The sequence below is a fragment of the Kribbella sp. NPDC048928 genome (genome assembly GCF_043197975.1).
Classification (GTDB): Bacteria; Actinomycetota; Actinomycetes; order Propionibacteriales; family Kribbellaceae; genus Kribbella.
In genome coordinates this window covers 121,284-133,212 of record NZ_JBICUC010000008.1, presented here as the reverse complement: position 1 = coordinate 133,212, position 11,929 = coordinate 121,284, and the positions used below count along the sequence as shown (strand labels likewise).

Here is an 11,929-nt window from a genome sequence, read left to right as displayed (position 1 = left end):
TCATCGAGGCTCGGAAGGGTTCGATGCCGGCTGTCGCACAACGCGGCGGCCGGTGTCGGACTGCCAGTACAGGACCGACCGTCCGGACCGCCGGCGTTCGAGCAGCCCCGCGTCGGTCAGCACCCGCAGATGGTCGGAGATCGTCGCGAGCGACAGACCGGTGCTTGCCACCAGCAACGTCGTACTGACCGGTGCCGCGGCCTCGACCAGGATCCGCGCGCGGTTGCGGCCGAGCAGCTGCACCAACGGCTCGGCCGGCAGTTGCGCGGTACCGAAGATCCCGGTCACGGGGTACGTCAGCGCGAACCGGTCCGGCAGCCGCCAGCTCACGTTGACGCGCTGGCTGTGCGCCGCGAGGAACATCAGGTCGCGCCCGCGGACATCCGTCGGCGGATAGTCCCAGCGGTTCACCTGGATCCGCCCGTCGCCGAGCCAGCGCACGTCCGGGCCGAGCCCGCGCAGGACGCCGGACCACCCTTGCTCGCTGAGCCGTGACGTCCGCGACACGATGTCCGCCTGCAGCACCCGCAGCCGTCGTGGCCACTCCGGCTCGACCGTTGCCTTCCACAACCACCGCAACAGCTCCGCCACCTCCGCAGCCAGCCCGGACGACTCCTGCACGATCAGCGGCAGCGGTGTCCGTACGACGCTCAGGTCCGCGCGGATGTGGTCGTCGTCCAACGACGTCAGGTAGTCGAGCTCGGCCTCGATCGTCAGGTCGGGCTCGAGCGGCGGGACGGTCAGGAAGTCGGCCGCCCAGCTGTACCCGAAAGCGCTCTCCATCAGCGCGGCCCGCAGCGGGTGCGCCGCGAGCATCGCCTGGTACGCGGCCAGGTGCGTGTCCTTCCACGGCCGGAACCACGGCTCGACCGGCGTCCGCAGCAGCTTCAGCGCGGCCACGGTCTCGGTCAGCTGCGACGTACCGAACCGCGCGTTCACCAGCGTGTCGGCATCGACCAGGAATTCGGACAACGTTTCGCCTCCATCCGAAACTGTAGGCGTCGGCCGACCGACAGTCGATCCTCACCACCATGAGTACGTACCGGGAGATCTTCGCCAACTCCGAGTTCCGGAACCTGTGGATCGGCAGCGCCCTGAGCAACGCCTCCGCGACCATGACCAGCCTGACGCTCGCGCTGATGGTCGACGCGGCCACCGGGTCGGCGCTGCTGGCCGCGGCGATCATGTTCGGGCCGTCGCTGGCGCAGGTGCTCGGCCTCTCGACGCTGATGTCGGCCGCGGACACGGCACGGCCGCGGCTGATCCTCACGTTGCTGAGCGTCCTCGCGACCGTCGAGGTCGCTGCGCAGGCCGCCTTCGATCTCCCGCCCGGTGCCCGGTTGCTGCTCGCGCTCGCACTGGCGTACGGGTTGTCGATCGGGTCCGGTGCCCGCTGGGGCCTGTTGAGCGAGGTGGTCGACGAACGCCAGTTCGTGCTCGGCCGGTCAGCGATCAACCTGTCGGTCGGCGCGATGCAGATCGCCGGCTTCGGGATCGCCGGCGTCCTGCTGCAGACGCTCAGCCCGTCGACCGTCCTGTGGCTGGCCGTCGGCTTCTCCGCGGTCGCCGTACTGGTGAACCGCTTCGGTCTCCGGGATCGTCCGCCGCGCCGGGTCGCCCGGACCGGCCTCGCGGAGACGTGGCGCGGCAACCGGACGCTGCTCGCGCAACGTCGTACCCGTCCGCTGCTCCTGGCGCTCGCGCTGCCCAACGGTCTGATCGTCGGCTGCGAGGCGCTGTTCGTCCCGTACGCCGGCTCGCGCGCGGGCTGGCTGCTCGCCGCCGGGGCCGCCGGGATGATGACGGGTGACCTCGTCGTCGGCCGGTTCCTCACGCGCAACGGCCGCCGCGTCGCGGCACAGTTCCTCCGGTTCGTACTGGCCGTGCCGTTCCTCGGGTTCGCGTTCGACCTACCGATCGCAGCGCTGTGCGTACTCGTCGCGATCGGCAGCATCGGGTACTCGGCCTCGCTCGCGCAGCAGGAACTGCTCGTCGACCTGACGCCGCCGGAGCTCCGCGGCCAGGTACTCGGGCTGGAGTCCGCGCTGCGGATGACGACGTTCGGCGTGGTCGCGATCCTCGCCGGGGCACTCGCGGACCTGACCTCGGCCGCGCCGGCGATGACGCTCTGCGCCGCGGCCTCGCTGCTCGTCTCGATCATCCTGACCGGACCGCTGCGCCGGATAGGCTCGCCGCATGGAAGTGGTGGGGCTTCAGAACGTCTCGAAGCGGTACGGACGGCGGGAGATCCTGACCGGCGTCGACCTGCGCCTGAACGCGGGTGAACTGGTCGCGCTGATCGGTGCGAACGGCTCCGGAAAGTCGACCGTACTGCGCTTGCTGGTCGGCCTGTCCCGCCCGTCGGCCGGCTCCGTGCGGCGCAACGCCCGCGTGGTCGGCTATGTGCCGGACGTCTTCGCGTCGCACGATCGGCTGTCTGCCTCGGCGTACCTGACGCACCTGGGGCGGGTTCGCGGGCTCGCCACGAACACGGCCCGCGAACGCGCGCACGACCTGCTCGACCGCCTCGCGCTGGCCGGCGGTGCGGACACCGCGATGCGCAAGCTGTCCAAGGGCAACGCGCAGAAGGTTGCCCTTGCGCAGGCGCTGCTCGATCCGCCCGAGCTGCTCGTCCTGGACGAACCCTGGGCGGGCCTCGACGCCAACGCCCACAGCACCTTGCGCGAGCTCCTCACCGAAGCCGCCGAGCAAGGCGCCGCCGTCGCGTTCACGGAGCACTCCGCCGAGACCGTCCGTGCGACGGCGACTCGGGTCTGCGAGATCACCGACGGGCGGCTCACCTCGACGGAGGAACTCCACAGCCTCACGGAGCTCTCGCTCGTGCCAGGCGCCGAGATCGATTGGTCGCGGCATCCCGACGTTCTGGACGTACGGCAGCAGGACGGGCACGTCACGCTGACGCTGCCGACGGGACGCCACGACGCGGCCTTGCTGACCGCCCTGAACCACGGCTGGTCGGTCACGACCGTACGGAGGGTGCGATGAGCGCCCTGTACCGGTACCTGATGCACAGCGTCCTGCTCTCTCAGCGCTACCTCCCGCCGATGCTGATCTTCTTCGGCGCGCTCGCGGTCGGTACTGCCTCCGACAACGGGCCGCTGCAGTCCTCGTACGCGTTCGGTGTGCTGGTGATGCTGATCTGCTCGACCTGGCTCACGGTCGCGATCGTCAACCACGAGGACCCGACGCAGCGCCAGATCACCCTCGTCACGGTCGGCAGCTCGCTGCGGGTGCTCGCGATCACGATCGCGGTCGTCGGTACGTGGTGCCTGCCGCTGGTCGCGTTCGGGCTGATCTGCCCGCTCGTCACCGGGGACCATCCGGTGACGGCCGGTGACCTGCTCGTCGGCGCGGTCGCGCAGTTGGCGTCGGCGATGATCGGGCTCGCGATCGGCGTGCTCTGTTCGCGGCTGCTGATCCGGCGGATCGGGATCGCGATGCTGACCGCGGCGGCCCTGATCCTGCTGATGATGGTGCGCCGGATCTCGCCGGTCAGCGCGCTGATGAAGGTCCTGTCCGACGAGAAGTCTGCGGCCGCCAACGCCGTACCGACGACGCTGCTGGCCGTCGTGTGCCTCGCCGTTCTGGTCGTCGCCGTACTCGTGACCCGGACGGTGGCCGACCGGCGGGACTGAGCTCAGGAGGCGGCGACCGACGACAACCCGTGCGGGGCCGCCGAGCCGCGGACGATCAGTGACGTCGCGAGCTCGACGTGGTGCGATGCCACCGACTCCCCCGCCGCCAGTTGCAGCGCCGTACGCAGCGCGACGGCGCCCATCTCGCGCAGCGGCTGGCGGACCGTGGTGAGCGGCGGCGACGCGAGCCGGGCCACCTCGGTGTCGTCGAAGCCGACCAGGCTGAGGTCCTCCGGCACCCGCAGACCGCGCGCCCGCGCGGCCTCCAGCACACCGAGCGCGACCTCGTCGCTGCCGGCGAAGATCGCGGTCGGGCGGTCCGGCAGGTCGAGCATCGCGGAGGCGCCGGCCACGCCGTCGTCGTACAGGAAGTCGCTCAGCCAGATGTACTGCGGCGGCACGTCCGCGCCGACCGCGTCCATCGCGCTGCGGAACGCGCTCATCCGGGCCTGGTTGCACCCGGACGTCGGCTTGCCGCCGACGTACCCGATCCGGCGGTGGCCGAGGGACAGCAGGTGCTGTGCGGCGGCCATGCCGCCGGCGAAGTTCGTCGAGCCGACGCTGGTCACGTCGGGCTCCGGCGTGTTCGCCGGGTCGATCACCACCAGCGGCAACCGGGCCCGGGCCAGCGCGGCCAGGTCGGCGTCCGACAGCTCGCTGGTGAGGCCGATCGCGGCCCGGCGGCCGTTCGCGATCAGCTGCCGGATCCAGGGCGCCGCCCGGCCCGGGCTCGGGTTCACCGCGGGCGGATGCTTCGGGCGGGAGTTCAGGACGATGTCGACGCCCGCCGTCTGACCTGCCTCGACGACCCCCTGGATCACCTCGACCGAGTAGGCGTTCACGACTCCTTGGTAGAACAACTCGACGGTCTCACGCTGCACCGGCTCCGGGCGGCGTCCGACGTACCCGTGCTTCTCGAGGATGTCCTGGACCCGGGCGCGAGTGCCCGGCGAGACGTCGCTGCGGCCGTTCAGCACCTTGGAGACCGTGGCGACCGAGACGCCCGCCGATCCGGCCACGGTGGCCAGGGTGACGCGCCCCTTCAACCGCGACATCTCATCACCCTCCTCCGCCTGTCCTGCTGATCGTCCCGTTGATGGTTACCGGCGTCGTCAGGACCCGGTCGTGCCCGACCACCCTCACATTTCCGCCGACTCGCAGCATCGCACGACACGGCAGGTCCAGGGACGACGTGCCGATCATCACTTCGAATTCTCCCGGCTCGACGATCCGCCGCAGATCCGGCCCCGTGTACGCCGTGCGATCGGCGTGCACGCGGAACGTGACGTCGGCCGCCGCGCCCGGCTCGAGTGCGACCCGCGCGAACCCGGTCAGCTGCTTCAACGGCCGCGCAACCTTGGCCACGACGTCGCGCAGGTACAACTGGACGACCTCGTCGCCGGCCCGGTCCCCTGTGTTCGCCACTCGCACCGTGGCAGTGAATTCGCCGTCGCTGCCGATCACCGGCGCGCTCAGGCGCAGGTCGCCGACCGTGAAGTCCGTGTACGAGGCGCCGTAGCCGAACGGGTACAACGGCCGGGCCTCGAGCCCGCTGATGCCTGCGCTCTCGACGCTCCCGAGCGCCGGCTGCAGGTACGTACCGGGCTGCCCACCGACGTGCCGTGGGATCTGCACCGGCAGCTTCCCGCTCGGCACGATCCGGCCGCTCAGCACACCCGCGATCGCCGACCCGCCTTCCTGGCCCGGGATGAACGCCTGCACCAGTCCCGCCAGTCGCCCGTCGAACTCGCCCAGCGCGTACGGCCGACCCGACACCACCACGAGCACAACAGGCTTCCCGGTAGCGAGCAACGCGTTGACGAGGTCCGCTTGCACACCGGGCAGCCGCAGGTCCTCCGCATCGCACCCCTCGCCGGACGTCCCATGCCCGAACAGCCCGGACAGGTCGCCCACGAAGGCAACCGTCAGCTCACTGTCCCCGGCGTCCGCGACGGCCCGCTCGAACCCGGAGCGATCGTCGCCGACGACCTCACATCCCTTGGCGTACGAGAACTCGACGCCGGCCAGCTCGTTGCGTAGGGCATCCAATGGTGAGGTGATGTCGATGCCCAGGCCGTGCTCGGGGTAGCGCGGCAGCACGTGGTTCGGGAAGGCGTAGCAGCCCATCAACGTCCGCGGGTCGTCCGCGCACGGTCCGACGACGGCAACCTTCGTGAGGTTGCTGAGCGGGAGGACCGAGCCCGCATCGAGAAGGACGACCGACTTCTCGGCGAGCTCGGCGGCAATCGCCCTGTTCTGTTCGGAGTTGAGCTCCACGTCCTGCGCGGCGGTGACCGAGCCTTCCGGCGTCCAGTCCTCGTCGAGCAGGCCCAGCTCCGCCTTCTGCAGCAGGATCCGTCGCGCCGCCCGGTCGATCAGGTCCTCGGACAGCTCCCCGGCCTTCACCTTGTCCAGCAACCCGGCGTACCCGATCGTGTCCGGCAGCTCCACGTCCGTCCCGGCCGTCAGCGCGAGCACGCCCGCCTCCGCGTCGTCGGCCGCGACCCGGTGCATCGAGGCGAGGAACGGCACCGCCCAGTAGTCCGAGACGACCGTTCCCTCGAATCCCCATTCGTCGCGCAGTACTTCGGTGAACAGCCAGGGGTCCGCGCTCGCGGGCAGTCCGTCGAGATCGGCGTACGAACTCATCACCGACACCGCGCCGGCCGTCGCGATCGCGGTCTCGAACGTCGGCAGGATGATGTCGAGCAGTTCGCGGCGCCCCATCGACACCGGCCCGTGGTTGCGGCCGGCGCGCGAGGCGGAGTACCCGGCGAAGTGTTTCAGCGTCGCGAGCACGCCGGCGCTCTGCAGACCGCGAACGTACGCAGACCCCAGAATCCCTACCAGGCAAGGGTCTTCGCCGATCGTCTCCTCGACGCGGCCCCATCGGTAGTCACGGACGACGTCGAGCACCGGCGACAGACCTTGGTGAACGCCGACCGCGGCCATGTCGCGCCCGATCGCCGCCGCCATCCGCTCGACCAGATCCGGGTCGAAGGTCGCGCCCCACGCGATCGACGCCGGGTACACGGTCGCGCCGTACGTCGTGAAGCCCGTGAGGCACTCCTCGTGCACCAGCGCCGGCACGCCCAGGCGCGACTCCTTCAGCACCACCTCGTGCTGGCGGATCACCTCGGCAATCCCCTGCTGCACCGTCTGCGGGTAGCTGCCCCAGACCCTGGTCAGGTGGCCGAGCCCTTCGCGGCTCGCATCCTCCAGGGTGACCGCGCCGCCGGCGGCGAAGACGTCCTCCATCGGCGCGACGTTCAGCGTCTCGTCCACCGACCGCTCCGCGAGCTCCTCGTCAGCCATGTCGTTACCGATCCAGCGGCTGCCGAGCTGCGCGATCTTCTCCTCCAGCGTCATCGCCGCCAGGAGCAGGCCGGCTCGCTCGGCGGCGGACCTCCGCGGGTCGCGCCAGGGCCGGTCGGTCGAGATGGACAAGAAGATCTCCCTTGATGAGTATTCGTTTCGGTAAGCAATTATCGAAACTTTTCGATGCTCTGCCGAAGCCCTCCACCGAATCGGTGAATCGATGTGAATCTCCTGTATGACCAGGGGCTTTGCGTGACCTCACTGTGACCCCGAAAAGTCTCCAGTTCAAGTCTTGACAGCACTATCTCCGAAATCTATGTTTCGAAAACAAGTCATATCGGCAGGTGCTTCCGCAACCTGTGGGGGCAGCACGGAGTACGGAGATCACAGTGGATCCCATGACGACATCCAGGCGGAACTTCCTCGGCCTCGTAGGCGGTGGCGCCCTGGCGGCCGGCCTCGCGGCCTGTGGCAGCTCCGGCCCGAAGAGCACGCCCGGCTCCACCACCGGCGCCGCGGCCGGCAGTGGTACGACGTACTGGTTCCTCACCGGCCAGCCGCAGCAGGGCATCCGCGAGGCGCAGGTCAAGCGGTTCAACGACGCGAACCCGAACAGCAAGCTCAAGACCACCGAGTTCCAGAACGACGCGTTCAAGGCGAAGATCAAGACCGCCATCGGCGCCGGCCAGGGCCCGACGCTGATCTGGGGCTGGGGCGGCGGTGGCCTCAAGGCGTACGTCGAGGCCGGCCAGGTCGAGGACCTGACCGACTGGATGAACACCGACCAGAAGGAGCTCAAAGACTCGATCTTCCCGTCCGCCTGGGGCGCGGCGACCGTGAACGGCAAGCTCTACGCAGTTCCGGGCGAGACCGTCACGCCGATCGTGCTGTTCTACGACAAGCGGGCCTTCGAGAAGATCGGCGCCGAGCCCCCGCAGTCGTGGGGCGACATCATGGACCTGGTGCCGAAGTTCAACGAGCAGAAGATCGCGCCGTTCTCGCTCGGCGGTCAGTCGCGCTGGACGAGCATGATGTGGCTGGAGTTCCTGTTCGACCGGATCGGCGGCAGCGAGCTGTTCCAGAACATCTACGACGGCAAGAAGGACGGCTGGTCCGACCCGTCCGCGATCAAGGCCCTCGAAGAGATGCAGAAGCTGATCAAGGCGAACGGCTTCATCAAGGGCTTCTCCTCGATCACCGCGGACTCCAACGCCGACCAGGCGCTGCTGTACACCGGCAAGGCCGCGATGATGCTGCACGGTGCCTGGACCTACGGCGGCATGAAGGCCGACGGCGGCAAGTTCGTCACCGACGGGCACCTCGGCTACATGAACTTCCCGCCGGTCGACGGCGGCAAGGGCGACCCGTCCGACACCGTCGGCAACCCGGGTCAGTACATGTCGATCTCCGCCAAGGCGAGCCAGGCCGACAAGGACAACGCGAAGAAGTTCATCGCGAACAACACCCTCGACGACGCCACCATCGACGCCTGGGTGAAGTCCGGCAGCATCCCGGTCGTGAAGAGCGCGAAGGACAAGCTCTCCTCCATCACCGACAAGAACGACGCCGCCTGGCTGAACTTCGTCTACGACACGGCCTCGAACGCGAAGAACTTCGCGCAGTCGTGGGACCAGGCGCTCAGCCCGACCGCGGCCGAGACCCTGCTCGACAACATCGCCAAGCTCTTCCAGCTGTCCATCTCCCCGCAGCAGTTCGCCACCAACATGAACGCGGTGATTGGGCAGTGACAGCACCAATGCCGCGACTCCGTCGCGGCGGGTCATGGGGCTGTTACTCCCGGTCTTCCCTCGTCGCTCCGGTCGCTTCGCTCCCTCCGCTCCTCAGTCCAGACCGGGAGGCCCCATGACCGTGACCGCTCCGCCCGTCGCGCCGACGGGCACCCAGCAGCGTTCGTCGTCCCGGGTCGGGCGGAGCGGGCCGGTGGCGTGGATGGTGCTGCCGGCGCTGATCCTGTTCGTGGTGTTCGGCGTCGTACCGCTGATCGGCGTCCTCCTGCTGAGCTTCACCCAGTGGGACGGACTCGGCGCGATCCAGGCCGCCGGACTCTCGAACTGGAAGACCGTGCTGAGCGACTCCCAGTTGCCGCACAGCATCCTGGTGACGTTCGAGATCATGATCCTGTCCTGGGTCGTGCAGACGCCGATGAGCCTGCTGCTCGGCACCTTCCTGGCCGGCCGGCAGCGGTACCGTGCGTTCCTCGCGGTGCTGTACTTCATCCCGCTGCTGCTCAGCTCGGCCGCGATCGCGATCACCTACAAGGCCCTCCTCGACCCGAACTTCGGGCTCGGCGCGGGCCTGCACATCGGCTTCCTCACCCAGGACTGGCTCGGCAAGAGCAACCTCGCGATCGGCGTGGTGATCTTCATCGTGTCCTGGCAGTTCATCCCGTTCCACTCGCTGATCTACCAAGGCGGTGTCCGGCAGATCCCGACCACGATGTACGAGGCCGCGTCGATCGACGGCGCCGGGCGGGTCCGGCAGTTCTTCAGCATCACGGTGCCGCAGCTGAAGTACACGATCATCACGTCGTCGACGCTGATGGTGGTCGGATCGCTGACCTTCTTCGACCTGATCTTCGTCCTGACCGCGGGCGGTCCGGGCGACGCCACCCGCGTGCTGGCTCTCGACATGTACAAGCGCGGCTTCATGTCGAACCAGATGGGCCCGGCCAGTGTGATCGCCGCACTCATCGTGCTGCTCGGCCTGGCGCTCGCGCTGTTACTGCGGCGGTTGGGCGGCAGTACGACGGCAAGCCAGCAGGAAGGTGCGTGACGATGGCAGTGGTCACGAGTGATTCGAGTACGACGACCGCACCGGCGAGCAGCCCTTCGTTCCGGGCCCGGAAGCTGTTGCAGCTGAACTGGTTCGGCGGCCTGGCCGGCTGGATCTGGCTCGCGATCGTACTGATCCCGCTGTACTGGATCGTTGTCACCAGCTTCAAGGACCAGAGCGCGTACTTCACCCAGAACCCGTTCGCGCTGCCGTCCGCGCCGACCGCGAACAACTACAAGCTCGTCATCGAGTCCGACTTCCCGCGGTACTTCCTGAACAGCGTGATCGTCACGATCGGCACGATCCTGCCGGCGGTCGCGATCTCGTTCATGGCGGCGTACGCGATCATCCGGGGCGCCGGCAGCAAGTTCCTTGCCGGGGTCAACGGCCTGTTCCTGATGGGGCTCGCGATTCCGCTGCAGGCGACGATCATCCCGGTCTACCTGCTGATCATCAAGATGCACCTGTACGACAGCCTGCTCGCGCTGATCCTGCCGTCGATCGCGTTCTCGATCCCGCTGTCGGTGCTTGTCCTGGCGAACTTCATCCGCGACGTACCGAAGGAACTCTTCGAGTCGATGCGGGTGGACGGGGCAAGCGAGTGGGGCATGCTCCGCGGCCTCGCACTGCCGCTCACCCGGCCGGCGCTGGTGACCGTCAGCATCTACAACGGCCTCGGCGTGTGGAACGGCTTCCTGCTGCCGCTGATCCTCACCCAGAGCCCCGACAAGCGCACACTCCCGCTGGCGCTGTGGACGTTCCAGGGTCAGTACAGCGTGAACGTACCGGCAGTCCTCGCCTCGGTCGTCCTCACCACCCTCCCCATCGTCATCCTCTACGCCGTGAGCCGCCGCCAGCTCCTCAGCGGCCTCACCGCAGGCTTCAGCCGTTAAAATCCACTGGAGGCAGAAGTGCAGCATCGCAGGTCCCCTGTGCCAAATTCCGCCAGCCTGACTCCACAGATCTCCCGCCGCAGGCTTCTCGGTACGGGCGCCGCAGCCGCCGGTATGGCCTTCGGTCTGGCCGGTCCGGCGTTCGCCGAGCCCGGCCCGCCACCCGGCCCGCCCGGTGCGGAGGTTCCGTTCGGACCTGTCCTCGTGGCCGCTGTATCGCAGTGACGACGACGGCCGTACGTGGGCGAAGCAGAGCGTCGTCCCCGCCGCGCCGTCCGGGGTGTATCTGCAGCCGTGCCTGTACGAACTGCCCCGCGCGTTCGCCGGCCTCCCCAAGGGCGCGCTGCTGTTCTCGTGCAACTGGCTCGGAGCGAACTTCGGCAGCACGAACATCCAGCTGTATGCCAGCACGGACGGCGGCCTCACGTGGGAGTTCCTGAGCACGGTGGCCCAGGGCGGACCGGCCGACACGACGAACGGCGCGACGCCGGTGTGGGAACCGTTCCTGCTGCTGCACAACGACAATCTGATCTGCTACTACTCCGACCAGCGGGACCCCGGCTTCGGCCAGAAACTCGCACACCAGACCAGCAAGGACCTGCGCACGTGGGGTCCTGTCGTCAACGACGCGACCGGTACCGCCTACGCAGAGCGGCCCGGCATGACCACGGTGGCACGGTTGAAGGGCGACCTGTGGATCATGACGTACGAGTTCGGGGAGCCCGACGACCCCGCCAACCCCGATCAGGACAACTACTCCTACCTCGTGCACTACCGGATCGCGAAGGACCCGGAGTCGTTCCGGTTCTCCCCGGACATCCCGCTCGTGGACCCGAACGGCTACGCCCCGAACGGCGCCCCGGTCGTGACGTGGTCGCAGTCGGGGGGCGTGAACGGAACGATCATCGTCACCGGCAACGACGACGAGGACTTCTTGATCAACCGCAACCTCGGTGACCCGAAGGGCTGGCGGCGATTCGCGTCGCCGATGCCGCCGGGCTACAGCCGGTTCACCATTCCCCTGGACGGCCCCGGGGACCCGCACAACCGCGGCCTGGTCTTCGTCATCACCGGAGCGCAGTACGGCGAGTCCGGACCCGTTCAGGCCGGAATCATCTCGCTGGGCGGCTGAGCCCGGTAGGTCTTCACCGTGGAGGGCTTCTCGGCTCTTCACGATTGGGGGTGTAGGAGGGTCTGCAGGCGGCGGGCACCCAGCGTAGGTTGCCTCGCCGCTGGCAGGCTATGTCACCACTGGCGGGCAATGTCACC

Annotated in this window: 10 protein-coding genes; 7 read left to right on the top strand and 3 right to left on the bottom strand. The window is 68.6% G+C overall.

Annotated elements, in window-relative coordinates:
• On the bottom strand, window positions 1–972 hold the full coding sequence (locus ACGFI6_RS31405) for an ArsR/SmtB family transcription factor (protein ID WP_393124953.1): 972 nt from the start codon (window positions 970–972) through the stop codon (window positions 1–3).
• A 59-nt stretch (window positions 973–1,031) separates the two neighbouring features.
• Between ACGFI6_RS31405 and ACGFI6_RS31400 the strand changes: the two genes are divergently transcribed.
• Genes ACGFI6_RS31400 through ACGFI6_RS31390 form a run of 3 tightly spaced genes read left to right on the top strand, consistent with a single transcriptional unit; the run spans window position 1,032 to window position 3,656 of the window.
• A complete protein-coding gene (locus ACGFI6_RS31400) occupies window positions 1,032–2,285 on the top strand; it encodes a hypothetical protein (protein ID WP_393124951.1) in 1,254 nt (417 codons plus the stop codon).
• A complete protein-coding gene (locus ACGFI6_RS31395) occupies window positions 2,197–3,006 on the top strand; it encodes an ATP-binding cassette domain-containing protein (RefSeq protein ID WP_393124949.1) in 810 nt (269 codons plus the stop codon). The genes ACGFI6_RS31400 and ACGFI6_RS31395 overlap by 89 nt, the downstream gene beginning before the upstream one ends.
• Window positions 3,003–3,656, top strand: a complete 654-nt coding sequence (locus ACGFI6_RS31390) for a hypothetical protein (protein ID WP_393124947.1) — start codon at window positions 3,003–3,005, stop codon at window positions 3,654–3,656. The genes ACGFI6_RS31395 and ACGFI6_RS31390 overlap by 4 nt, the downstream gene beginning before the upstream one ends.
• Before the next feature lie 2 nt (window positions 3,657–3,658).
• Here ACGFI6_RS31390 and ACGFI6_RS31385 read toward each other — a convergent pair whose 3' ends face one another.
• Entirely contained in the window at window positions 3,659–4,711 is a 1,053-nt protein-coding gene (locus tag ACGFI6_RS31385; RefSeq protein ID WP_393124945.1) for a LacI family DNA-binding transcriptional regulator, read from the bottom strand.
• Between the two features lie 4 nt (window positions 4,712–4,715).
• A complete protein-coding gene (locus ACGFI6_RS31380) occupies window positions 4,716–7,103 on the bottom strand; it encodes a glycoside hydrolase family 3 N-terminal domain-containing protein (RefSeq protein WP_393124943.1) in 2,388 nt (795 codons plus the stop codon).
• A 269-nt stretch (window positions 7,104–7,372) separates the two neighbouring features.
• Here ACGFI6_RS31380 and ACGFI6_RS31375 point away from each other — a divergent pair, with 269 nt between their 5' ends.
• From ACGFI6_RS31375 to ACGFI6_RS31360, 4 genes are all read left to right on the top strand, one after another.
• Window positions 7,373–8,722 carry an extracellular solute-binding protein gene (locus tag ACGFI6_RS31375; protein WP_393124941.1) on the top strand — a complete coding sequence of 450 codons (1,350 nt, stop codon included), beginning with the start codon at window positions 7,373–7,375 and terminating at the stop codon, window positions 8,720–8,722.
• A gap of 115 nt (window positions 8,723–8,837) precedes the next feature.
• Window positions 8,838–9,767 carry a carbohydrate ABC transporter permease gene (locus ACGFI6_RS31370; RefSeq protein ID WP_393124939.1) on the top strand — a complete coding sequence of 310 codons (930 nt, stop codon included), beginning with the start codon at window positions 8,838–8,840 and terminating at the stop codon, window positions 9,765–9,767.
• Window positions 9,768–9,769: 2 nt separating this feature from the next.
• Complete coding sequence (locus ACGFI6_RS31365) at window positions 9,770–10,660, top strand: carbohydrate ABC transporter permease (protein ID WP_393124937.1); 891 nt, start codon at window positions 9,770–9,772, stop codon at window positions 10,658–10,660.
• A gap of 175 nt (window positions 10,661–10,835) precedes the next feature.
• Window positions 10,836–11,792, top strand: coding sequence for a sialidase family protein (locus ACGFI6_RS31360; protein WP_393124936.1), 957 nt, complete (start codon window positions 10,836–10,838; stop codon window positions 11,790–11,792).
• Window positions 11,793–11,929: the final 137 nt, after the last annotated feature.

Excerpts from the sequence above, each read along its gene's own strand:
- ACGFI6_RS31370 (WP_393124939.1), top strand. The coding sequence starts at position 8,838 with ATGACCGTGACCGCTCCGCCCGTCGCGCCGACGGGCACCCAGCAGCGT.
- ACGFI6_RS31385 (WP_393124945.1), bottom strand. The coding sequence starts at position 4,711 with ATGTCGCGGTTGAAGGGGCGCGTCACCCTGGCCACCGTGGCCGGATCG.
- ACGFI6_RS31390 (WP_393124947.1), top strand. The coding sequence starts at position 3,003 with ATGAGCGCCCTGTACCGGTACCTGATGCACAGCGTCCTGCTCTCTCAG.
- ACGFI6_RS31395 (WP_393124949.1), top strand. The coding sequence starts at position 2,197 with ATGGAAGTGGTGGGGCTTCAGAACGTCTCGAAGCGGTACGGACGGCGG.
- ACGFI6_RS31365 (WP_393124937.1), top strand. The coding sequence starts at position 9,770 with ATGGCAGTGGTCACGAGTGATTCGAGTACGACGACCGCACCGGCGAGC.
- ACGFI6_RS31400 (WP_393124951.1), top strand. The coding sequence starts at position 1,032 with ATGAGTACGTACCGGGAGATCTTCGCCAACTCCGAGTTCCGGAACCTG.
- ACGFI6_RS31375 (WP_393124941.1), top strand. The coding sequence starts at position 7,373 with ATGACGACATCCAGGCGGAACTTCCTCGGCCTCGTAGGCGGTGGCGCC.